This window comes from Gimesia chilikensis, assembly GCF_007744075.1.
Lineage (GTDB): Bacteria > Planctomycetota > Planctomycetia > Planctomycetales > Planctomycetaceae > Gimesia > Gimesia chilikensis_A.
On the sequence record NZ_CP036266.1, the window covers coordinates 4,976,638 to 4,999,712 of the forward strand.

The 23,075-nt window shown below is 52.3% G+C and carries 16 protein-coding genes; 8 read left to right on the plus strand and 8 right to left on the minus strand.

Annotated elements, in window-relative coordinates; translation table 11 throughout:
- Window positions 1–2: 2 nt before the first annotated feature.
- The gene (locus tag HG66A1_RS18755; RefSeq protein ID WP_145187354.1) at window positions 3–935 is read right to left on the minus strand and encodes a PQQ-binding-like beta-propeller repeat protein; all 933 of its coding nucleotides are present in this window, start codon (window positions 933–935) and stop codon (window positions 3–5) included.
- A gap of 307 nt (window positions 936–1,242) precedes the next feature.
- Between HG66A1_RS18755 and HG66A1_RS18760 the strand changes: the two genes are divergently transcribed.
- The 3 genes from HG66A1_RS18760 (at window position 1,243) to HG66A1_RS18770 (ending at window position 4,450) form a co-directional block, all read left to right on the plus strand.
- The gene (locus HG66A1_RS18760; RefSeq protein WP_145187358.1) at window positions 1,243–2,328 is read left to right on the plus strand and encodes a hypothetical protein; all 1,086 of its coding nucleotides are present in this window, start codon (window positions 1,243–1,245) and stop codon (window positions 2,326–2,328) included.
- 143 nt (window positions 2,329–2,471) lie between these two features.
- A complete protein-coding gene (locus HG66A1_RS18765; RefSeq protein ID WP_145187361.1) occupies window positions 2,472–3,800 on the plus strand; it encodes an FG-GAP repeat domain-containing protein in 1,329 nt (442 codons plus the stop codon).
- Window positions 3,801–3,829: 29 nt separating this feature from the next.
- Window positions 3,830–4,450 carry a protein-disulfide reductase DsbD family protein gene (locus HG66A1_RS18770; protein WP_197996671.1) on the plus strand — a complete coding sequence of 207 codons (621 nt, stop codon included), beginning with the start codon at window positions 3,830–3,832 and terminating at the stop codon, window positions 4,448–4,450.
- A 15-nt stretch (window positions 4,451–4,465) separates the two neighbouring features.
- Here the strand turns inward: HG66A1_RS18770 and HG66A1_RS32660 are convergent, their stop codons facing one another.
- Together HG66A1_RS32660 and HG66A1_RS18780 are read right to left on the minus strand one after the other, a co-directional pair.
- Window positions 4,466–6,082 (minus strand): leucine-rich repeat domain-containing protein, encoded by a 1,617-nt coding sequence (locus HG66A1_RS32660; RefSeq protein ID WP_145187366.1) that lies wholly within the window; start codon window positions 6,080–6,082, stop codon window positions 4,466–4,468.
- A 93-nt stretch (window positions 6,083–6,175) separates the two neighbouring features.
- Window positions 6,176–6,778 (minus strand): hypothetical protein, encoded by a 603-nt coding sequence (locus HG66A1_RS18780; RefSeq protein WP_145187369.1) that lies wholly within the window; start codon window positions 6,776–6,778, stop codon window positions 6,176–6,178.
- Between the two features lie 401 nt (window positions 6,779–7,179).
- Between HG66A1_RS18780 and HG66A1_RS32665 the strand changes: the two genes are divergently transcribed.
- From HG66A1_RS32665 to HG66A1_RS18795, 3 genes are all read left to right on the plus strand, one after another.
- Window positions 7,180–7,839 carry an EF-hand domain-containing protein gene (locus tag HG66A1_RS32665; RefSeq protein ID WP_197996673.1) on the plus strand — a complete coding sequence of 220 codons (660 nt, stop codon included), beginning with the start codon at window positions 7,180–7,182 and terminating at the stop codon, window positions 7,837–7,839.
- 325 nt (window positions 7,840–8,164) lie between these two features.
- Window positions 8,165–11,440, plus strand: coding sequence for a DUF6797 domain-containing protein (locus HG66A1_RS18790; RefSeq protein ID WP_145187371.1), 3,276 nt, complete (start codon window positions 8,165–8,167; stop codon window positions 11,438–11,440).
- 127 nt (window positions 11,441–11,567) lie between these two features.
- Complete coding sequence (locus HG66A1_RS18795; RefSeq protein WP_145187373.1) at window positions 11,568–13,082, plus strand: thioredoxin family protein; 1,515 nt, start codon at window positions 11,568–11,570, stop codon at window positions 13,080–13,082.
- A 91-nt stretch (window positions 13,083–13,173) separates the two neighbouring features.
- Here the strand turns inward: HG66A1_RS18795 and HG66A1_RS18800 are convergent, their stop codons facing one another.
- From HG66A1_RS18800 to HG66A1_RS18820, 5 genes are all read right to left on the minus strand, one after another.
- Window positions 13,174–15,294, minus strand: coding sequence for a PQQ-binding-like beta-propeller repeat protein (locus HG66A1_RS18800; protein ID WP_145187376.1), 2,121 nt, complete (start codon window positions 15,292–15,294; stop codon window positions 13,174–13,176).
- A 78-nt stretch (window positions 15,295–15,372) separates the two neighbouring features.
- The gene (locus tag HG66A1_RS18805; RefSeq protein ID WP_145187379.1) at window positions 15,373–16,719 is read right to left on the minus strand and encodes a hypothetical protein; all 1,347 of its coding nucleotides are present in this window, start codon (window positions 16,717–16,719) and stop codon (window positions 15,373–15,375) included.
- Window positions 16,720–17,221: 502 nt separating this feature from the next.
- Complete coding sequence (locus HG66A1_RS18810; protein WP_197996674.1) at window positions 17,222–18,466, minus strand: sialidase family protein; 1,245 nt, start codon at window positions 18,464–18,466, stop codon at window positions 17,222–17,224.
- Window positions 18,467–18,583: 117 nt separating this feature from the next.
- Window positions 18,584–20,221, minus strand: coding sequence for an FAD-dependent monooxygenase (locus HG66A1_RS18815; protein WP_197996675.1), 1,638 nt, complete (start codon window positions 20,219–20,221; stop codon window positions 18,584–18,586).
- Between the two features lie 92 nt (window positions 20,222–20,313).
- On the minus strand, window positions 20,314–20,901 hold the full coding sequence (locus HG66A1_RS18820) for a DUF1990 family protein (RefSeq protein ID WP_145187385.1): 588 nt from the start codon (window positions 20,899–20,901) through the stop codon (window positions 20,314–20,316).
- A 126-nt stretch (window positions 20,902–21,027) separates the two neighbouring features.
- On the opposite strand from HG66A1_RS18820, the gene HG66A1_RS18825 reads away from it, so the two are divergent.
- Window positions 21,028–22,050 (plus strand): hypothetical protein, encoded by a 1,023-nt coding sequence (locus HG66A1_RS18825; protein ID WP_145187388.1) that lies wholly within the window; start codon window positions 21,028–21,030, stop codon window positions 22,048–22,050.
- Complete coding sequence (locus HG66A1_RS18830; RefSeq protein ID WP_145187391.1) at window positions 22,047–23,072, plus strand: hypothetical protein; 1,026 nt, start codon at window positions 22,047–22,049, stop codon at window positions 23,070–23,072. The genes HG66A1_RS18825 and HG66A1_RS18830 overlap by 4 nt, the downstream gene beginning before the upstream one ends.
- Window positions 23,073–23,075 lie beyond the last annotated feature (3 nt).

Consider the following 23,075-nt stretch of genomic DNA (forward strand, 5'->3'; position numbering starts at 1 on the left):
GATCAGCGTTTGAGTTTCTGCCGCACCAGTTTCGACTGTTCGTCATTCAGAATTTCCCAGCAGGCCAGGCCGTTGCCTACGAGGTCGAATTCGTCGAATTGCCAGACGATTTTGCGGTTCTCGTCGAGTTCCAGGATCTGTGGATTCTCGGGGCCGGCGTGGCAGTTGCCGATGACCAGATTGCCGTTGTCGAGTTCCTGCAGACAGGTGGTCCATTGGAGGGACACATCCGTGCCCGGCACACGTTCTTTGACTTCCCAGATGGTCCGTTTGTCGGGGGTGACTTCGCGGACGCTGCGACCGCTGCCCGAGGCGATGAGCGTATTGCCGTTCTTAAGACGCAGAGCGCCGTAGACGCGGGTGCCGATTGGATATTCCCAGACGATGTTTCCGTCGCGGTCATATTCAAGCACGACGCCCGGTTGTTCTGAACAGACCAGGTAGGTTCCCGCGGGGGTGACTCGCATCAGCCTGGTGGATTGAGTGCCCCCTTTCTTCAAGGGGAACTGGTGCACGAGCTTGCCATCACGATCGACTTCGATAATCCGTCCGACTCCACTTTCAACAATTACCGTATTGCCGTTGGGCAGGCGTTTGAAGGCGTGCACATCAACTCGCTTCCCGGCGTTGCCGTTACTGCTGGCCGAATCGTATTCCCAGACAATCTCTTTATTGAGATTGATCTCTTTGAGCCCGGTCCAGCTGTCGTGAAACAGGATGTTGCCGTTGGGCAGCAGCTGCACATCGTGATGACCGGCGTGCCCCTTGGCAGGTCCCTCGGTTTTGTACGACCAGAGGACTTTACCTTTTGCATCACAGATCGCGAGAAGATCTTTCTGATAGGAAGCGCTCACCAGAACCAGTCGTTCCGCGGAAGCGACTGTGGTGACCAGGAGAGCGATTACAATTGTGAAGAACTGCGTGGCGCGTGGCATGTTCATGGTAATCCAGTTTGAAAAGCAGTAATGAAATGTTGATCGGACTCATCCACAAGAGATTCAAAATCTGTTTCATAATAACAGTGTACGGAGACAGGCGAAACTCACAAACCAGGGCGTCCCCGTTTCCATTTCTCTCCGGATATCGAGAAAAGATTAGAAGCAGGTTGACTTATGTGCGCTTGCCTAACTAAGGTGAACAGAACAAAAGACTGAACTCCGTTCATTTGGACTGCAGCTCGTGCCTGCGCACGCATCATCGATTTGACTCATTTTTCTCTCACCCCGCTGGATTATTTTACTGATGACGACACCTGTTCTCTCTCTTTCTGTACGCTCCCTTTTGCTGATGCTGTTTGTGTTCAGCGGTTCGATTACCGTGAATGCACAATCCGAGCAGAGACCCGACCCTTTCGACCGGGAAGTCCCTCTGGAATTACGCGGCGTAACCCAGGCACTGCAACAGAACAATTTCGATCAGGCTCTTGAGCTACTGGCTGACTTACGCAAGGATGCCCTGAAAACGCGAAACCGCCGGCTGCAAGCCGAGATCGTCACTTCCATGAAAGAAGTGAATCGACTGAAACGAGAGTTCATCAAAGTAAAAAACGAGTATGAAAGCCTGCTGAAGTCACAAGATCCAGCAGCTGCTCGAGTAATCGGTAATTTTTATTGTCTGGAAAAATGTGACTGGAAAGCCGGCCTGAAGCTATTGTTAAAATCCGATTCTCCCGCACTGCGAAAGACCGCTGCATTCGATCTGCAACTACCTGCCACTCCCGAGAGTCAGGTTCGATTAGCTGATGCCTGGTGGCAAGTGGCCGAAGAGGAAAAAGGTCAGGTCAGGAAAGCGTACCTGCTGAGGGGACGATACTGGTACCTCCAGGCTCGTCCTCACATCCCCGCTGCAGAACGTGTCGACCGGGATAAAAAGCTGGCGTTAATTCCTCTGGAAGCCGATCAAATCGTGATCTGGAATCAGCATAACGCACATTATTCAGACAGGGGAACCGAAGCCTGCGTCGTCACACTGCTTTTACAGGGAAAACCTGTCTGGCGCAAAGCAATACGCATCCCATGGGAAAAAGATTCACCGGCCTTTCAGACTTTGAATCCACCTGGAGTTCGTTTCGATCAGATTCGTGTTGATGTCACACAATATCGTGGCAATGGTGGCGGGCTGGGAGAAATTGAAGTCTTTGATAACAAAATCAATGTCGCCAGAAACTGTTCCGTAGTGGCCAGTGAATACTGGGAACAAAACCCGAAACATCACCCAACCAACCTGACGAACGGAGATAATTCGGGAGCGACAGGATTCTGGCTGCTCAACAATCAAAAAACAGGTTGGGCACTGGTGGATCTGATCAACTACCTGCCTTTTCAGTAAGCCATGACAAAGGGAGAAGTACCAGAACAATTTTTTATTTTGTGAACTAAAGTAGACAAATCCCCAAATGATGACGGTTTATCTATGACGGCTGATTCGCATTTTTCCTCTTAGAATACCGGTGTTTCACCGAAGGAGCTGAGATGATCGTTCGCTGCACACTGCCACTGGTTGTCCTGATATTGACTGTTTCTGCAGGTCACTTCTGCAAAGCGGAGGACATATTCGAAAAACCGGTGCGTCTTAAGGCGGATGGTAAATTCATCGACACGGGGAAAAACTGGGGGCACAGCAGTCCCTGTATTGAAGACCTGGACGGGGACGGACTGGATGATCTGATCCTGGGGGACTTCGGGGGGCATTTTCAATTCTATAAAAATGTGGGAAGTGATACAAAACCGGTCTTTCAGGACAGCGGCAAGATAAAAGCGGGGGGCAAAACTGCTAAAGTGAATATCTACTGCTGCGTCGGTGCGCAACCGCGTTTTGTCGATCTGAACGGCGACGGCATCCGGGACTTCATCAGCAGTTCGTACGATCCTGGTTATTGCTATTATTTTCGCGGACTGCCGGATCACAAGTTTGCCGACCCGATTGAGTTGAAAGATAAAACCGGTGTGCCGGTAAGAAATTTCGTCAAGCCGAAACAGAATTATCAGTCGTTTGGCAGTTTTTACATGCCCGTCGACTGGGACGCTGACGGTGATTTTGATTTATTGATCGGCTGTTTCGACGGACATCTGAAGTTACGGATAAATGAGGGTACTGCGAAAGAGTATGTCTTTGCTGCGGAGAATCAGACGGTCAAAGCGGGTGGCAAACCACTGGAGGTGGAAAAGCATTGTTGCCCTGTTGTAGCAGACTGGGACCAGGATGGCCTGTGGGACTTGCTGGCGGGCTGCGATAAAGGTGGGGTGACCTGGTTCCAGAACGTAGGGACTAAAACAAAGCCCGTATTTGCAGAGGGGAAAGCGCTCGTCGATAACAGTCAGCAAAATGGTTACGATCAGATGATCGCCTGGGAAGAGGAAGACCTTGTCCCTGCAATTCGTTCCCAGATTGACGTCGTCGATTATAACCAGGACGGGAAACTGGACCTGCTGCTGGGTGACTTCCGTACGACGTTTGATTTTCGCAAGGACCTGACCGCCCAGAATAAACAGCAGGTCGAAGAGTTGCAGGCGCAGTTCAAGGCAGCCAATGAGCCATTCGTCTCGAAATTGAAAGCACTGCAGGACGATATCAGAAAACGCTACCCGGGCGAGGGGGTCTACAGCGACAAAGCGGATGAAGAGTGGTCCAAGGCTTACAAAGCCCTGAGAGAGGGGCCGGAAGCGAAAAAGATGGAAGCATTCGAAGCCGAATATGTGAGTCAGATGCGTCCATTCCTGGCCAGTACGCACGGAAAAAGAAACCGCAGCCATGATCTGGCTCAGCCGCACGGTTATGTCTGGCTGTTCTTGAGGAAATGATGCGCGAACGAATTCGGAATACTGTCACCATGAGTCACAACCTAAGTTTCCGCTGCCTGGTCTGCTCCGTCGGGCTGTTTGCTGGCTGTGCTGAGCCGTCCTCAGAAAAACAGGTAGCGGAGCAACAGGCTCCAGAAACAAACGCTGCTGCCCCTGATCACCAGAGAGCCCCCGGTCATACATCGGAGCATCCAGACTCCGAGCAGGCAAAACACACCGAGCGCAGCGAGGGGGAACAGGTTTCAGTTATACTGTCGGTGCCAGAGCAACCTGTCCAGCCGGGGATGCAGTTTCCCCTGACGGTGAAATTTAAAATTGCCCCCTTGTGGGAGATCCGCACGATCGATGCCCAGCCGGAAAAACTCGCCACACAACTTGAGTTGAAGCTTCCGGATGGATTTCAGGCGCAGGGAGACTGGCAGGTTCCTCCTACAGGCAGATCGATGTCATTCGACAGTCACCCGGTATATTCGGGAGAGGCGGTGTTTCAACGGACCATTGAGGTTGGTAAGGAGGTCCCCGCCGGGCCCCGTTCTGTGACCTGCCAGATACACTACCAGGCCTGTGATGAGCAGCGTTGCCTGAGCCCCGTACAGAAAGACCTTAAGGTGACCGTACAAGTCAAGCCTGCGCAGTCAGCGGGAAATTGAAGTTCGACTTTTCGCTTAACGATACACGGTGCAGAACTGACCGGTCTGGTTCATGAAATGCTCGAATTCCTCAGCAGCTTCTTCCGTTACGGCAGTCCCCTCCAGATGCAGTTCGAACAGTCTATCCATCTTTCTCAGGTAGGTCAGGCTTTTATCTGTGATCGCTGTATGATTCAGATACAGCATGTGCATATCGGTTAAACCTTCTAAATGCCGAATTCCCTCATCGGTAACACTGGTGTTATTCAGCGAGAGAATCAGAACTTCTGGTTTCTTCTTGAATAACTCCAGACTCGCATCAGTCACTCCGGTGCCATCTAAATAAAATGTCTTCAGGCCTGGGAATTTCAGGAGAGTCTGAACTCCCTGGTCGGTGATTTTACAATCTCTGAGAGAAATCCCCCAGAGTTCAGAGATCCCAGCGAGATGCTGCAGACCGGCATCCGTCACCGCCGTCTTATCTAATGTGAGCTCAAGATCAATTCGCGCTTTTCCCAGTGAAATTAAACCCGCATCCGTGATTTGAGTCTCAGCAAAACTGATCCTCGACCACTGTTTATCAGATTGACCGAAAACCTGTAAACCACTGTCGGTGATTTGATTCCCAGTCAAATTAAAGCTTTTCAACGCAGGCATTTCAATTAAATACTCCAGCGCCTTGTCCGTCAATTTAGCCTGCAACAGGTAGATGGATTCCAGAGCGGGTAAATCAACCAGTTGCTTCAGGCCGGCGTCAGTCAGTTTTGTATCAGACAGATTGAGAACGGTTAACTGCGAAAGGTCTTTGAGGTACTTCATCCCGTCATCTGTGACGCCCGTGTTATCGAGTGACAGAGTCTTCAGCTGTCTGAGCCCTGCGATCTGTTTCAGTCCCTCATCAGCGACTCCCGTATGCGTAAGATCAAGCATTTGCAGATTGACCAGATGACTGACTGGCTCCATACCGGCATCTGTAATTGAGTTCTGACTGAGACTCAACGTCTGCAGAGATTTCAATCCTTGCAGATGATGCATTCCTGCATCTGAGATTTTCGTTTCATTAAGGTAGAGCGTCTGCAACTTATGCAATGAGCTGATATACTGTAACCCCGCATCGGAAACAGAAGTCCGGACTACGTTCAAGGATATCAAGTCTGAACATCCCTGAATTTTTTTTAAGCTTTCGTCCGTGATCTTAGTTCCGCCAAGAACTAAATCTCGGAGTTGACTCAAGTCCTGAAAGCAATTGAAGCCAGCGTCAGATATCTGATTATTGGTAATGAAGAGCCACTGCAGTTCCTGCAGATCACTAAGTTGATTCAGTCCCTGATCTGTAATGTCTGTGCCAATAATATGCAGAACTTTGACCTCGGGAAATTGGCTCACGTGTACCAGAATAGAATCATCGACGGGAATCTCATTCAGCCTGATTGTCGAGACTGATTTCTCTCCCTCGCTTTTCCCTGTTTCATCAGGATTCCTTTTAAAGGCAACACGGCCGCCTGCTGCTTCTATGGCCTCGATTGCTGATTCACGCGATGACTGCCAGCAGCCTGAGCATAGCAGGCTGATTGAGACTAACATCCATACTTTCATCGATCTGGTTCCGTGGAATTCCGTTTTTTCATTTCGAGCGAGCACTGCCGGCTCCATGATAATTGCACCGGGCAGGCAAAGATAGCAGAGAAATGGAAAACGAATTCTCACTGTCTGAGTAGAGCGCTGGGTGATCCCAGCTGCTCCGCTTTACCCCTGATCCCAGCGTTCGATGACGAAGCTGTCGTTGATCTCTTCGATGCGGGACTGCAGGGCCAGCACGCGTTCGTGGGGCAGCGTGTGCGTCAGCATGTTGAAGGCCGATTCGGGACTGGGATTGTGAAAGTATTCTTCGGCAGTCCGCCGGGGCATCATCGTATCCAGCGGAAAATTACTGGATCGAACAAACGCAAGTAAGCAGCAGATCAATTGATCGTCGTTGAGGTCAAACTGCTCAGATCCCAGATGGGGCTCCAGTCGGTACTCCAGCAGGCAGTTCCAGACAATGTGCTGCATTTCTGATTCCGGATGAAACAGATCAACCAGATACGCGGGCAGGAATTTCAGGAACCCTGCATAAGACATTGATAGAGGCGCTTCGTGATAGCGTGAGATTAAAGCATGATCTACCTGATCCCAGGTTTTGTGTGCATAGTCCCGGAGGATAGCGTCACCTTCAGCTCCGGACGTACGAAGCAGGTCGGTGCCATCGACGTGGGTCAGATATTGTTTCGGTGGAAAGGCTTCGCGGATCAGTCGGATCACTGTCTGATCGTAATTCCGTCGCCAGTCCTGATTCTGTAAAAGCATCATCTCCCTGATCCTTTATGCGACCAGCGCTTTGAAACACATTTCCGGCGTGTGATTCCATTATACGCCAAACTACACATCTAACTCTATTTATCTCTTGCAGAGGAAATGCTTGCAATCCCAGTTTTTTTTCATAAAGCCGGTAGTCATGTGGAGGGGTTCCCCGTTGATGGTTAATGAAGGGACCTTTCGCTCAGGCCCGGATAATATACATTTCATAACCTTATATATATTTAATATTTAGAGTTCAGAATTCTTTCTGATCGATTCCATCCTCCAACTGATTCTGTCAGGCAGCCCCCATGGAGCACCCCTGAAGGGCACTGATTAAAACGCGTTTCAACAGTATCGGGCCAGCTGTTTTTTATTTCGACACATTGAGTCCGATAAGGGGGAACCTGCTTATGCGAAACCTCAGTACATTTCTCACTTTGTTTGCGTTGCTGCTGTTTGCCAGCGATGCCTTTGCCCAGCGGGGCGGAGGTGGTCGTGGTGGTGGCGGTCCGCGAGGCGGTGGTGGCGGGATGCAGATGGGTCAGGGAGGCGGCCAGTGCCAGGGAGGCGGTGGTGGAGCTTCCGGCGGTGGAAGTCAGATGCAGATGATGATGAGAGGAGGCAACCTTACCACGGACCAGTCTACAACGGATGCGGTCGAGGTGGTCACCCAGATGTTGATGTCAATGGATCGGAACAGGGATGGCATGATTTCAGCCAATGAAGTACCCGCGCCATTACAGAGCCGTTTAAATGGTGCTGATGCAAACGGTGACGGAGTTTTAAACCGACAGGAACAACTGGCTGTGATTGACCGGGCCAAAATTCTCAGCGGCCGCCCCAATGCAACGGGACTCGGTCTGAATGAGACGATCTTTCGACAACTCGATCGCAACCGGGACCAGATCATCAGTCGCAACGAAGTTCCTCCTTCACTGCAGCGGATGTTCCGTGCTCTGGATTCAAATCAGGATGGGGCTCTCGACTCTGAGGAGCAGACTGCCGTTCTGGCTAAAGTTCAGAATCGCTTAAACCCAGGAGCGCAACGTAAGAAAGATCCAGCCTTGTAAGTTAATCTCAGCTGTGTAAACAGCAAATGTGCCGGGAATCAATTTGAGACATATGGTGTGCTCCTTGGGGGCGACTGCAGCTTCGAGTTCCGAGATCGAGTCTGCAGCCTGCTTAGCCTGTCCCAGAGGGGTTCCTGGCACTATTTTTTCTTCGACTCCCTTCTGCCGGTGTTCCACTGTGAACACATCCCATGCAGGCGAACAGCGGATTTCCCTGGCGTAAATCCGATCTATTCTGGATTGTTCTGACTGTCGCTTTTAAGATAGAGTCCTGTGATTCTGCTGCCCCACCGGAACTCTACACCAGCCAGAAGAAAGCGACTCGATGAAAGCTGTTGTGCGTCTGCCATTCCTGGTTTGCCTGCTCTGTTGTGCGTTTCCTTCACTGAGCTTCTCTCAGGAACCGTCGAGTTACCTGGAACAACAGCTCCGGCAAGCCCCCTTAAACAGGCTGGCACAGGAAGCCCGACTACGCGGGAATCCGGAACGAGGTGCACTGGTCTTCTACAAATCGGTCGCCGCCTGCATCAAATGCCACGACAGTGGTGCCAAGGCAACTCCCCTCGGTCCCGACCTCACTAAGGCAGGCCAAAACGTCAGCGATGAATACCTGGTTGAATCGATTCTCTTCCCGTCCCGCAAGATCAAGCAGGGGTTCGAAACGGTCAACATCGTCACCAGCGCAGGGAAGCTGATTTCCGGCCTGGTTGCAGAGGAGCGTCCCGACGCTCTGGTGCTCCGCGACGCAGCCAACCTGGGTCAGGAAATTATCGTCCCCAAAGACGACATCGACGAACGAACCAGCGGCAGTAAGTCGATGATGCCCGAGGGACTCGTGGCGACGCTGCACGATCAGGCCGAGTTTTATGATCTGGTCAGCTATGTCTTTGAGATCGCCCGCGGCGGTGCACAACGGGCAGCGGAACTCAAGCCGTCAGCGGAAGCACTCATCGTTAAAGACGATACCCAAAACCTCGATCATGCAGGTATCCTCAAGAGGATGAACCAGCGTGACTTTGCCGAGGGGGAACGTATCTATCAGGGACTGTGCAAGAACTGTCACGGTGTGGACGGCAATACGCCTTCACTTCCCACCGCCCGGGCCTTCGGGACACAGCCGCTCAAATTCGGTGCAGATCCCTATCGGATGTTTCTCACGCTCTCAAAAGGAAACGGGCTGATGGGCCCGATGCGACATCTGAGCCCCCAAGAACGTTACCAGGTCGTGCATTACATCCGTGAAAAGTTCATGAAACCGGGTAATCCCGCCTATCAAGGTGTGACGCCTGACTATCTCAAGCAGCTCCCCCCGGGTACGGAATCCGGGGAATTCGATCTGGAGATCGAACGTGACTTCGGGCCGGCGCTCGCTTCGCAGCTCTCTCGAATCACCACCAGCGCGTTGACCGTCAAACTGAATGCAGACACGACGATCTCCTATGATTTGCATACTTTGAACCAGGCGGGACTCTGGCAGGGTGGATTTCTCGATTTGAGTGAAACTCAACATATCCGCGGTCGTGGTGAAGGAGTTCCTGAACCAGAGGGCAAGCAACTCGCCGGCCTGGCTGGCTGGCAGTGGGGACATGAGGGAACGCTCGATTATTCTCGTGAGCAATTACGCCCCCGAGGACCGCTGCCCGCTGAGTGGATGCGATATCATGGTCACTATGTGCATGAAAATCAGCTGGTGCTCTCGTACGCCATCGATGACCGGGAAATTCTGGAACTTCCCCAGGCCATCCCGGGTAAAACCGCGGTCCGGCATAGTCTGCAAATCGGTCCCGGGAAAGCACTGGTGCTGGCCACGGCGGCACCACAGATTCCTGATGCTTTTACCGGAGTCTTAGTTCCTGGAAATCAGCTTTCGCCAGAAAACGAACGGGACGCAAAGGGAGCGATGGTCTTCTGTAATCAGTTGGGGGAAAACCAGGCTGGGAGATTTACGATATGCGCAGTCCGGGGAGACACCAAAGGGATGATCTGGCGTGTCGACGACAAACAACGCTTCGTACTTTCGATTCCCGCGGATCAGGAATCACGGCTGATTGAAATCACCTGTGTCACCGGTACAGGGAAAGCAGAGGACGCTTCGGCACAAACCCTGATCCGGGAAGCGGAGCAGACAGAAGTGACCGATCCCCGGTCCCTGATTCAGGGAGGCAAAGCCAACTGGCCCAACGTCCTGACCACTGTCGGTTATCCGGGGCTGGAGACGGGGGCTTATGCCCTGGATACGATTACCATTCCGCGTGAGACACCCTGGAATACGTGGTTTCGGACTTCGGCCCTCGATTTCTTTCCGGACGGACGGATGGTGGTTTCCACGCATGGGGGTGATATCTGGATCGTCTCCGGTCTCGACCAAGGCCTCCTGGAACTGAAATGGAAACGCTTCGCGGGAGGACTCTACGAACCCTTCGGCATCAAGGTGGTCGATGGTCTGATTTATGTGACCTGCAAAGATCGTCTGACACGACTGCACGATCTGAACCAGGATGGCGAAGCCGATTTTTATGAGAGTTTTTCCGCAGACACCGATGTTTCACGATTCTTCCACTCTTTCAACTTCGATCTGCAGACCGATTCACAAGGCAATTTCTATTACACGAAGTGTGGTCAATACACGAGCTATGCCTTGCCGGGCTCGGTGATCAAAGTCTCTCCTGATGGCAAGCAGCGGGACGTTGTCTGTACGGGCTTTCGGACTCCCAATGGGATGGGCATGCTGCCCGATGACCGGATGACCGTCAGTGACAATCAGGGGAACTGGATCCCCGCTTCGAAGATCAGCCTCGTCAAGCCGGGTGGTTTTTATGGCTACGTCCAGACTCACGCAGGTGGGAAGAACTGGGCGCCCGATGGGGGTCGAATCGATCATCGCAAGGTGATTCCCCCGAAAACCTTTGATCAACCGTTGATCTGGATGCCTCAGGACTACGACAATTCCTCAGGAGGCCAGCTGTGGGTAGACGATCCCCGCTGGGGCCCGCTGTCAGGGCGTCTGTTACACACCAGCTTTGGTAAAGGCTGGATGTATTATCTGATGCTGCAGGATTTCGTGGATGTGAGCCAGGCGGCGATCATTAAGCTCCCCTTTCACTTCAGCACGGGTATCCACCGGGCCCGCGTCAACCCAACGGACGGTCAGGTTTATGCGGTTGGTCTGGACGGCTGGAACGGCGGGGGACGCAGAGGTCTCCGTGACCAGGGGATTCAGAGGCTGCGTTACACAGGCAAACCTTTATCGATGGTGACGGACTGCCAGGTGGAAGCAGACGGTCTGCGGATAGACTTCAACTTCCCCCTGGATCCGAAGAGTACTTCGGTTCTCAATTCCTACTTGGCCGAGCAGTGGAATTACCACTGGCGACCAGAATACGGATCAGACATGTTTTCTCCTGCGACCGATCACCCCGGAAAAGACAAGCTAAACATCAAGAGTGCCCTGCTCTCCGCAGACGGGAAGAGTGTGAAACTGGTGGTGCCTGATCTGAAACCGGTCAACCAGGTGCATTTGCGGTTGAGCCTCAAATCACAAACAGGAGAGCCGTTCCAGGAAGAGATTTTCTGGACGATCAACCGGGTTCCTGAGAAATAAACAGAGGTCCTGGAACTGATCCCAGACAGTCGAAATTGAGTTTAAAAAAAACAGCCTCGTTTGTACAAATATTTAGACAACAGACATTCGGCCAGCGTTCCTTGTCTTGAGCCAATTGGCCCAAGGCATGAATTCTCGATTCAATTCCCTGCTCTATCCTTTTTCGAAAGCGACTGTCATGCGTCCCTGGAAATTGACTGCGATCGTGCTTGTCCTCGTCTCCCTTAGCTGCGAGATGTGTGTCGCTGGAGAACTTGTGCGGATTCACAATCTGGAAGAAGGAATACAGAAGGCGAAGTCTGCGGGCAAAGATCTGTTTATTCTCTTCACGGGGAATGACTGGTGCCACCATTGTATTATGCTCGATCAAAAGATCCTGCAGAAACAGGAATTCGCAGAGGCTCTTTCGCAGGACTTTGTGTTCGTGGAACTGGTCTTCAATTCTGAGGACACAGTCGAGCAAAAGGAACGTAACGCCAGACTCAGAAAACTGCAGGACCACTATCTGACGCCCTCAGTTCCAACAGCAGTATTAGCCGACAGCGATGGTAAACCATATGCATTTATCACTGGCTACGAGAAAGGAACTGAGCCTCAAGGATATCTCAAACTGATCTCTGCGGCACAAATTGCGAAGTCAAAGCGTGACACACTGTTGACAGCCGCGGCGCAGGAATCGGGAACAACACGGGCCTGCCTGCTGAATGATGCGCTGGAGTCAATCGCGTCACAGCTGGGCACTATCGATGAACGCGGTGAAGAACCGTTGCTGCATTTTTACGGAGATGTCGTACAGGAAATCCTTGACCTGACCGAGAACCAGGGAAAGATCGCCAACAAATATATCACCCTGCGCAGGCAGCGTGACGCATGGATTACTGACCATGCCGTGTTGGAAAAACTGAAGACCTTTCAATCCAGTGAAGACTACGCAGGCGGAATTCGCTTGATTACGCAGGCACTTAAAACGACAAAGAATCCCGAGGTACGCTGGGAATTGGAACTGACGCGCGAGGTGTACCTGGAGTGGGACGATCAATTCGAGCAGGCACTGGCGCATTGTCAGCGTCTTTTGGCGATCGAGAATGTTCCCGAAGACATACGGGAATCATTATTGGATCGGGAAGCGTTTAATCTCGTTCGCCTGAACCGATTCGACGAAGCGCTGGCACGCTTCGATCGACGCCTGCAGACAGCCGGCAGTGATCGTGAAAAACGCCAGAAAATTCTCAACTGGCAAGTTCAATTAATGCTGAAACGCGCTCCGGTTGAAAAATCCATCGAAGTCTGTCGACGGTTTCAAAAGGCGACAATACGCGGTACTGACGACTGGAAGGATGCAACCTTTTTCCTCGCATTGGAATTACGGAGAGCAGGACGTCACCGAGAAGCACTTGAGTTAACTAACGATTTTCTGCAGGTAGAACGTTCTCCCAATCTATTGCTCGATGCTGCCGAGAGCCTGATCGCATTGAAACGCCACAAGGAAGCGGCTGCATTAATTGAAGAAGTTCAGCCCCAGATTCAGTCCCTCAAGGATTCACACCTGAAATGGGAAATCGAACAATATGAGAATCTTGCGGAACGAAGTCAGGTACTGAAGAAGCGCATGCCACAGCCAGATAAGTCCGACAGCAAATGAGCAGCACACTTCGCGTTGAAGACCGAAATACTTCCGGGCCAGCCTCACAAAATCGGGAACATCCCTGTTTCTGTGAAGTAACCAGTTCCAGTTAATGTGCTGATAAGTCGACGCAGATCAGCTCGCTTTCGCCGCGGAGGTAGAGGCGGTTTCCAACGAGGGCGCAGTGAGAATAGATGTTTTCTCTGCCCGGGTCGGGAAAGAGATCCAGCCGCGAGTTCACTTTGAACTGCTGCGGATTGACATCCACCATGACCAGGCGTCCCCCTTTGCCGACTACGAGAATCCGCCTGGAATCGGTGATTACGGCGGCATAATCGCCAAACGCCTGATCAGGGGCGTTCCAGAGCGTTTTCAAGCTTTTTTTCCGGTTGAGACAGTACATGTCGTTCCAGACGCAATAGACCTGATCGCCAATCTGGATGGGCGAACTCATATCAGGGCTCAACTCTTCATTGCGAGCTACCGGCCGGGGGATGATGATCCCCTGCGAGTCAAAATCATAGAGACGGGTGCCGTTATTCTCTGTGGTCACCAGTAACTGGCCATCGACGGCCAGCGGCGTGGGAACATTAAAGTCTCCGGTATACTCGGGCACGACGGTCCATAACCGCTGGCCGGTTTTGACATCCCAGCCCCCCAGCGAGACGGCATCATGGCCTACAATCTGCAGGCGGCCGCCAAACTTGCCGGCGATGAAGGAACCGTAGGCGGCGTCTGCACCAGGAGTCTGCCATAAGGTTTTACCGGTCTCTGGATCGAGGGCGACCAGTGAGGCTGTTTTGGCTCCGGGATTGATGATTAAGCGATGATCGATAATCAAGGGTGAGGAACAGGCTCCCCAGGTCGGCCTGGTATTCAAACCGAAATCGCGGTAGATATTTTTCTTCCAGAGCACGTTTCCCGTGGCAATTTCCACACAGTGCAGATCGCCGAATGCCCCGAGCAGAATGACCCGCTCGCCATCAATCAAAGGGGTAGCCCGGGGCGAGGGACCGTAATCCAGTTCTCCCGGGGCCAGATAATCCAGCACCCACTGTACTTTGCCATCACTGGCTGAAAGGCACCGAAAGACATCGGTCTGGTTATCGAGTCCACGGTCTCCGAAAATGACCCTATCGCTGGTAGCTGCGATGCCTCCCAGTCCCGCATAGGCCAGTTTGAAATCCCAGAGGCGGATGACGGACGCAGGGAGGGATTCAGGCAGTTGCGCAACAGTACCATTGCGGAGCGGGCCTCGCCAGCCGGGCCAGACTGATGAGGTCTGCTTTGACTGTGGATCTGCGATCTTTTTTTTCGTAGTTGCCTTTTGGGGCTGCGATTCTTGTGCTTCCTGTTCGAAAGGGACAAAGCCCAACAGTGATTCCAGGGCCTGGCAGAGTTCCGGTTCTGTAACGGTATTCAGCAAGGCAGCAGTGATCTGCTTCTGCTCCGTAGCACTCACGTTTCCGCCTGTGAAGGCGGTGATGAAAGGAACCGGTTTTGTTTCCGCGACGACGCGCAGATCTCCCTTTTTAATGGTGCCGCAACCCTGCAGGAGGGGTTTGGCATAGCTGGAGATGACGGCGGCGGCACGCACGTTTTTGTCAAACTCCAGGATTTTACACGCCCCGTCGCTGCAGGCCTGGCTGATTTCCAGCTTGGGGGGGATTGAAACATGAGCCTGTTTGAGCAGAGACATGGCTGCCTGATGCTTTTCCGCCGATTCAGAGGGACCAAAGAAGATGCGGTAGCCCTGCAGATCCGGGGCAGACTGAGCGGGATCTCCGGCGGGGACGACGATCAGGCCGGTCTGAGTCGTTTCTCCTTTCAGGTCGGAGAGGCGAGCCACCGGATGTACTTTCAGTTTCAACGCTTTGGCGTCAGCGCGAACGACAGACTGTTTGCCGATAATCAGGCAGGCCTGGCCATTCCCATTTTTGGGCAGGACTTTGGCCAGTGCTTCCGAAAATTTGACCTCGACTTTACGTCCCAGCTGCGCTTCCAGGTACTCCCCCAGCTTTTCATACTTGCGCTGGGCATAGCCTTTCACACAAGGGCACGAAAGCGGTGAGGCCAGTGGGTCCATGACAATCAGCGTCAGGGGTTGGGGGCTGTCTGCAGTGTCTGCCGTTTTCTTTACCGATTTCTCTGCCGCCCAGGTTGTGGGGGTACCGATCGCAAGGCAGCCCATCAGACAGAACAGGAAATATGAAATCTGTTTAAAAGTCACTATTCGCTCCTCATTCAGACAAGTGACAAACGAGAATCCGTACCACGAGAAAGATGCTCAGTGTGTGGCCGGTTCGGCTCAGCTTTTTTTCTGAGATGTCTCCGTGGTAGCCGTCGGTTTACGGGCCATGACAATGATGTGATTACGGGTGAGGTCCATCATGTAAACACGGTCTCCATCGGGAGAGACCATGATCGACACATTTTTGCACCCGGGAACCAGTTTCACCTTGCCGACAAAGCCCAGATATTTCCCGTCGGTGGAGTAGCGTTTGATGTATCCCAGATTTGATTCCGCGGTATAGACTTCCCCTTCCCGGCCGACCGCAACATTCATGGGGTTACAGCAACTGCCGAAGCCTTCCACGCCGTTCCGGTCGCGTTTTCCCCAGTGTTTGAGCAGCTTACCTGTGCGGTCATAGTGATTCACACGGTGCCGGGAGTTTTCCGCGACGAAGATGCCGTCGTCGCAACATTGCACATCCATCTGACCACAACAGCCACGGAGCCCGGTGACGATCAGACTCGGATTGTTTAAGTCTTTATCCATCCGCCAGACATCGTATCCATACCCTTTGGTGGCAGAGCAGGCGAGAAAGATCTCTTTTTCGTTGGCAGAGAGCGAGGAGACGCTCATTTTTCGTTTTGACATTGCCTCTACCTGGGCATCAATTTCGGCCTGCGTCGGTTCTTTCTTCTTTTCCTCTGCCTGGGCCAACTGTTTATATTGTTTGAGAATTCGCTCGTAGGACAGAATCCGTTTTTTGTCCGAATCAGTCAGCGTTTTGTTTTTGTCTTTGATTTGTTGAATCATGTTTTCCAGGCGAGGGATCATGCTGGATAACGAATTGGAGCGGCTCTTCATCTGCTGAGTGACCTGCTCACGGAGTTTCGCATTGCTGGCCTTGACGGCCTTGGCATGCGGGGCCTCTTTGGTCATGAGGATTTTGCCATGTCTGTCTAGTTTGAGCAGTTTGCCGCTGCCTGCGACATAAACGGTACCGTCCTGATCGACGTTGATGGCTTCCGGTGCAACGGGGAGTTTCCAGACTTCCAACTGTTTGCCATCCGCATCAAAAACGCGGATTTCGCCAGGACCGTTGCCACAAGCGGCCAGCAGTTGTCCGTCCTGGTTCAGGCAGAACGAATTGATACGCATGCCGGGCAGGATTTTACTGCCGACCTCAATGGTAGCGATCTGTTCGTGAGTTCCCTCGGGAACCTTGACCGCTTCGGTCTTCTTTTTGAGATCCACAATCAGAGGCGATGTGAGTTCGGACTGCTGCAGCGGAGCTACATCAGGCCTGGATTTCTGAACTTGAAGCTTAGGCTCAGCCGATTGTGCCGATGTGATTGCAACCAGGCTGATACCACAACCCAGAACGACTGATCGCCAGATTCGGCGAGAAGAATGAGTGCCGTACATCGCTGTCCTCCGATAGCGAAAGAGAATTGTGTCAGGGAGGCGCGTGAATTTCCTTCTGCACCATCCCGGAAGATTACAGCTATTCAAAAGCGGCGTTTTGCCTCAAAGGAATTCATGGGAATTCATCTGTGACAGACTGATTCTGAAACAACGGGACGCGAACGGCCCCGGATCAGAAAAATGTGAGAGAGAAAACTCTCTGGTTCTATGACGGGCAACTAAATTATACATGCGTATAATATGACGATTTCAGTGATAGTCAAACACTCTTCGTCTCTTTTTCTGAAACTGCCGTCAGCAATGCACAGGAACAGTTTGAGAGTAATGACTTAGAATATATGTGAATTTGATCATCTAAGATAATTCTGCAATCTCTGCTATTCTTAGACAGAATTCTTCCGCTGCAATATTCAATTTTCTGTCGAGATTTTGAAATTATCGCGAGAAATCAAAGATGAGCGCCCTGCGTGCGGTCAGTGTCGCGTCTCATACTGCTGCAGGATTACTGCTTCAGGTCCACCTGGGGAGTAAATGCGCCAACGTCCTCCAGCTTGCCAAACATGATGCGTTCTTTGCGACTCGGCGAATGATCTCCCTGGGTGACTGCCAGCCAGATCGCTCCGTCGTACTCACAAAAAGCAGGATACTGAAAGGAGTGAGGCGTCTTAAAACGGTATTTGCGTTCCCAGTTCTTTCCGTCTCGTGAAATATCGATATTGAAGACACTCCGCGTGACACCGTCGATTTTTGTGGCTTCCTGCCAGCCGAGATAATAAGTATCGCCAAACCGATCGAAGGTCGGTTTGGAATTCGTTCCATCAGGGACAAAGGGCAGCTGTTTACCGACACTCCACTTTCGCCCGTCCGCGCTGGTAGTGAAATAGTAATTCCGCTTGCCGCCATCGTTGCGACAGATTGCCATCCAAGTGCCGTCCGGCAGGCGATTCACAGCGGACTCACTGAGTGCCACTGACTGTGGTTCGTTATAGTGACCGATGATTTCAAACGTGTCACAGCTTGAATTGACTTTTGCGAGGGCGTTCTGCTTGCCTGGGAAATTATTGATCGCAACATAAGTCTGGCCGTCGAACTCTTTAAACGAATCAAACAGATAGAGTCCGAAATCTTTCGCTTTCTTATCGAATCCCTGTGCCGCCGCATCCGCGTGAAAATATTGGGGCTGCATCTCGAAGGTTCCCGCGGCGGTCTTCAGTTTTGCTTTGTGGATGGTATCAGTGAAACACTGCGTTTGCAGGTTAAAATCGCGATACCAGGTTTGTGCCTGTCGTTTGCCTGGTTGCTCGCTGGCGAAGTAGCAACGCAGCGTGTGCGCATTCAACTGTAGAATGCGGGGCACAAAGCAGGCACCAACGGGCAATGTGGCATTCTGAAATACCTGTTCGCTGCGGGCGAAGGGGATGACTTTCTCCAAGGTGAGCGTCTTGAGGTTGACGATCGACAAGGTACAGTAGATTTCCGGCCAGCCTGCACTTTCCCCGGCACGGGTGTCGTTGACTTCAGCCACGATGTAAGCACGATTGCCCGTCAGCACCATTTCTGCATCGTGGGCTCCTTTGACTTCTTTGCCAGTCACGGTCACCAGACGTTGCAGAACCTGATTTCCAGCCTGGGCGGGATCCCAGTCGCTGGGAACCAGAGTCGTTACTGGTTCAGGTTCCTGCGCCAGGGCAAATGAACCGACAAATAACAGTAGCAGTAATCCCAGGGAGGATCGCATAAATGACATCGCAGTAGTTCCTCAGCAGAAAGTCTATCCAATGAATCAGGGATTCAAAATAGCTGACGGCACTGGAATTGTCACCCCTGAACCGGAACAAATCAATTCGCGTTAATCATGGCGATTTCATGTCTGCAGAAGCTGATAGTAGGCAGTGACCTGTTCCAGTTGGGGAGGCTCGCAGCGGAGTGCAATATGGCCATCGGGGCGGATCAGGAACAGGGTGGGATCGATGATCCCCAGTTTTGCATGGACGCGGCCCGTTTCATCAATTAACCATTTGACCCGGGTAGAATCTGTCTGTTTGAGTTTTATCGGTGATGTTGTGGAGATGACAACGCAGGTATCACCGGGCTGCAGAACGGATGCAGGATCAGCGGCATTGGGGGCTTCTATTTCATCCGTGGCCAGCCAGAGGAGCAGATAACCGATTGATCTCAACAAATCGAACAGCGTGCGTGTTGCGGCTGTCTGGGGATGGAACAATGGGCCGGCTTCGGGCAGACAGTCGCCGGGTCGGGGGCCGAGCCAGTTCTGCTGGGCCGATTCCCCCTGGGCGTGATAGCTGCGGACCAGGGGACTGTCGCGATAGTGAAAGCTGATTTCGGTTTCGGCCTCGGCTGCCTGCAGTTGTCCCTGGGCGGGGAGCAGCATGGCACACAAGGCACGCTTCACCCGTTCGACGGCCGCTGGTTCGTCGGGGATCGTGCGTAATTCTTCGGCAATGTCCCCCGAGGCACCAACCGCGTTGGCAATGGGACGGCGTTCGAGTTCGTAGCTGTTCAGCAGTCCGTCGCCTGCTTCTCCCTTGATGACGTGCGCCAGTTTCCAGCCCAGGTTGAAGGAATCCTGAATGCCCGTATTCATGCCATGCCCTTCAATGGGACTGCAGGCGTGTGCGGCATCACCTGCGAGGAGCACCCGGCTGGAACGGTAATGGGCACTCAACTGGCGAAAGGTGTGATAGAGCATCGGCTGGTCCGGATCCTGCAAACAGGTTCCCGGTGAGATTGAAGCCAGCCCCGCATTGATCTGTTCGAGCAGATTGTCTGTCTGGGTTTCATCGAAAACCCGGAAGTAAATTCGCCAGCGATTGCCTGGCATGGGGACCGGATTCAGGGCAGGTGCGTCGATCTGAATCGCAGCCCGGTCCGGTTCGTGTTGCCAATTGGGAAGATATCCATCGACGACTCCCCAGCGAGCCGGGTACTGATGACCGGAGACAGCCACTCCAATCGATTCCCGGACACGACTGTGAATACCATCGGTGCCGACCAGCCAGTCGGCGGTGACCGTGGTTTCGACTCCCTCCGCCGATTTGAGAGTGGCAGTCACTTCAGTGTCGGTCTGGTTCAGTCCTTCCAGTGACCAGCCTCGGGAGACCCGGCCTCCCAGGCTTTCCAGACGTGCGGTGAGAATCTCTTCGGTTTCATTCTCAGCGAGATTCAGGTCATAGGGATGGCGGCACTCCAGACTTTCAAAACTGGTCTGTGCGACTTTTTTACCGAAGGCGAAGATGTTGAAGCCCCGCATGATGTGACCGCGTGCGAGGAACTCGTCGATGGTGCCCATCGTCTCGAAACATTCCAGTGAGCGGCTGTGAATCACTGTGGCCCGATCGAAAGGGAGCGGTGCGGGATTGCGGTCGATGAGCAGACACTCGACGTTCCGCCGGACGAGTTCGATGGCCAGGGAGAGGCCCGTCGGTCCGGCTCCGACAATCAAAACCGGCGTATGTGATGGTAGTGTCTGCGAGTGACTCACAATCTGTTCCTCTGCTGCATCTGGGATTGACTCAACCGGACCTGACAGTTTTACGGAAACCAGTTTAGCAGTTCCACAGCCGGAATCCGCGCTTAATTCGTTTTTTTCACGACGGCCTGATGCATGGCCTGCAGAGACTCGCGGGCGAACTGTTTCTGTTTGCTGCGGACATAAGGTAAGGCAATTTTTGAGAGCAGCGTGTTTGGTCGAGAAAACGCATAGAGATCGTACCAGACGGAATCATCATCGGGGCGCCATTCGACCTGGAAACGTTCTTCGCCACACTCGGCGTGGTCGGGAAGCGTGCCGTAGGCAAAAGCGAAGCGGGTGAAGGGCTCTGATTCTTCGAGCACATACACGATCCGACAGGCATTCAGAACCCAGATTCCGAGCACATGTGCCAGCGCGGCAACGGTCTGTCCCGCGGCCGGCGGTGCGTCAGGGCGATGCAGATGCAGCCAGTTAAAGCGATAATGCTGCCATTCCACCAGGGCCTGTTTAGCCTGTTCATAAACCGCTGCCCCCTGCCCCAGACAGATGCGATTGTGATCGACGCGGAATCCAGCAGGGGCCGACTGATTGCGGGTGGCCTCCCGATGCGGATAGGTAAAGTCCTTCTGTGCCTGCACTTTAAGAAAGTCGTCAATCTGAGCGGAATCCGGTTTCCGGAAGTGGTACATGGTTTCTCGTTTTTCAGGCAATGAAATTGAACCGTTGGGAGCCGGCGTTCGTTCTCAGTAATACAGGTTAAGCAGCAGATCCTCTCAACAGAAGAGTGTGGGCCCGTGGATGTGAGAAATTCTGAGATGGTTGCAGGTGAAGGGATTGAGGGCGCGTGCAGGGTCTTTCGGCCTCCCCGGGATTATCGAGATGGAGGGTTGCTGTCACTGATTTTTTTCACTCTGTTATTTCTTACTTTTACAGTTCTAATGAGACTGGCGGCTCTGCCGGAATTCCGAAATTGGATTACTCTGTTTTTTATTATGTTATGGAGCGTTCCTGCGATTCTCTCCTGTTGGATGTTGCTGAAATACCGAAAAGTTTCACTTACAATTGAATCGGGAACCATCACCGTTCAAAGTATATTTTCTAGTAAAGTCATCGATCTCGCAGAGGTGCAGAAAGTCTGCTGGCGACTGTTCCCCACGGGATTACGTGTTCATACAAATCACTTTGAAACGGTCTCTCTCACTGTGAGTCATTTCAGCCGTGAAGACCAGATCTGGTTGATCCGCTATTTTCGTCAGGTCTTTCCTGAAGCGATTCAGGAGAACTGGCCGTTGTACTGCCTGCATGCAGCCAACCGATTGAGACCAGAGAAACATACGGTGGTACCGCCGCCCGGCCCGGATGAAATCATGATTACGCGACAGCGTTATGATCGCATACTCATTCCCTTAATTCTTGTTTCCACTGTCGCAGGAATCGTTGCCGTATTCACACACCATGATTTCGCGCTGTTCATCCTGCCTGTGCTCTGTCTTATGTTCTGGTTCATGTTTAAAATAGTGACTCCAAGGGAAGGACAAATTCAAAAACGACTTATCGCCGATAAGGAAAACAGAGGGGTATTCGTCCTAATGGGTTGTTGGGGTGTCTTGCTTGTCAGCTTTCTGTTCATTCAGCGACTGGAAATGCCAACATCATCAAAAAACACCTGGATGCTGGTATCGACTGTCGCACTTCTTCCCGCAATGATTCCGGTTATCATGCGAGCAGAAAAAAAGCGAAAGCAGCTTGACTTAATCAAAGCGGAACAAGCGGCGCGGGAGTGGGAAGCGGAAGCAGCCTATGATCGAACCCACAACCAGGAAGGTGCGACACCATGATCGATCTGTCTGATGTTTCACCCGACTCTGGAAATGAACCGCGGATATTCCGGCCACCAAGGGAATATCTGCACAGGGAACTGTGGTCGCTGATTCTCACCCTGATCAGCTTCCTGGGGATTGGAATTCTGATCGTGCTTGATGACCCTTTCAATATGCATCTTTCTGGTTTCCTGTTTGTGGGATCTCTGGGATTGATCCCTGGCCTGATTGCTCTGTGGGGAATACTGGTCTATCGAAATGTATCGCTCACTCTTCACGATAATATCGTGACGGTGCAGGAGGTCTTTCAGCGTCAAGAGGTCAACCTTTCAGAGGTGACGGAGGCCAGATGGGGAAGCGACTCTGAACTTTTTCTGAATCCCCGTCCCAATAGCGTTGTGATCAATCTCAAGTATTATCATCTCGAGGATCGGCTCCGGCTGATTCGCTATTTCCATCGTGAACTCAAGGAAACCGTTCAGATTCATTGGAACCAATTCTGTTTCCAGGTCGCGATCCCGCTTGAGGAGCGTCTGCAACAACTTCAACATCCTGAGACAGAGCTCCGCGCTCCGGGATCGGAAGAGATTCTGATCACCCGCAGACGTTATGATCGGATTGGAATCCCCCTGAATGCCGTATTGACGCCGACTGTCACTTTGATTTCATGGTATCAGGGTCAGTTTGGTTTCCTGATACTCCCGGCAATGACAATCGGCTGGTGGCTTTTCCTGCGTTACAGTATTCCCAAACGAGGTATGATTCAGGAGCGAATCTGGGCGCGGGAGGATTTTCGAGTCATGACTTACCTGCTCATGGCCTGGGGAAGTGCAGGACTGATCGGCTTTGTGATTCTCCTGAGGACTGAACTGCCTGAGTTCGTCAAAATCATTGGAGGCCTGTGCCTTTTCCTGCTTTGTTTAGAATTAATTCTGAAGATGTATAACAGCGCGACAATACGCTGCCAGGAAGAGCGACGAAAAACGAAAGCAGCAGCGGTCGAAGAATGGGAGGCCGGGCAGAAAACAGACCTTTCGTGATCA

What these genes read in the sequence shown, in the direction of transcription:
- HG66A1_RS18755 (WP_145187354.1), bottom strand. Translation starts at nt 935, where the DNA reads ATGCCACGCGCCACGCAGTTCTTCACAATTGTAATCGCTCTCCTGGTC.
- HG66A1_RS18760 (WP_145187358.1), top strand. Translation starts at nt 1,243, where the DNA reads ATGACGACACCTGTTCTCTCTCTTTCTGTACGCTCCCTTTTGCTGATG.
- HG66A1_RS18765 (WP_145187361.1), top strand. Translation starts at nt 2,472, where the DNA reads ATGATCGTTCGCTGCACACTGCCACTGGTTGTCCTGATATTGACTGTT.
- HG66A1_RS18770 (WP_197996671.1), top strand. Translation starts at nt 3,830, where the DNA reads ATGAGTCACAACCTAAGTTTCCGCTGCCTGGTCTGCTCCGTCGGGCTG.
- HG66A1_RS32660 (WP_145187366.1), bottom strand. Translation starts at nt 6,082, where the DNA reads ATGGAGCCGGCAGTGCTCGCTCGAAATGAAAAAACGGAATTCCACGGA.
- HG66A1_RS18780 (WP_145187369.1), bottom strand. Translation starts at nt 6,778, where the DNA reads ATGATGCTTTTACAGAATCAGGACTGGCGACGGAATTACGATCAGACA.
- HG66A1_RS32665 (WP_197996673.1), top strand. Translation starts at nt 7,180, where the DNA reads ATGCGAAACCTCAGTACATTTCTCACTTTGTTTGCGTTGCTGCTGTTT.
- HG66A1_RS18790 (WP_145187371.1), top strand. Translation starts at nt 8,165, where the DNA reads ATGAAAGCTGTTGTGCGTCTGCCATTCCTGGTTTGCCTGCTCTGTTGT.
- HG66A1_RS18795 (WP_145187373.1), top strand. Translation starts at nt 11,568, where the DNA reads ATGAATTCTCGATTCAATTCCCTGCTCTATCCTTTTTCGAAAGCGACT.
- HG66A1_RS18805 (WP_145187379.1), bottom strand. Translation starts at nt 16,719, where the DNA reads ATGTACGGCACTCATTCTTCTCGCCGAATCTGGCGATCAGTCGTTCTG.
- HG66A1_RS18810 (WP_197996674.1), bottom strand. Translation starts at nt 18,466, where the DNA reads ATGTCATTTATGCGATCCTCCCTGGGATTACTGCTACTGTTATTTGTC.
- HG66A1_RS18820 (WP_145187385.1), bottom strand. Translation starts at nt 20,901, where the DNA reads ATGTACCACTTCCGGAAACCGGATTCCGCTCAGATTGACGACTTTCTT.
- HG66A1_RS18825 (WP_145187388.1), top strand. Translation starts at nt 21,028, where the DNA reads ATGGTTGCAGGTGAAGGGATTGAGGGCGCGTGCAGGGTCTTTCGGCCT.
- HG66A1_RS18830 (WP_145187391.1), top strand. Translation starts at nt 22,047, where the DNA reads ATGATCGATCTGTCTGATGTTTCACCCGACTCTGGAAATGAACCGCGG.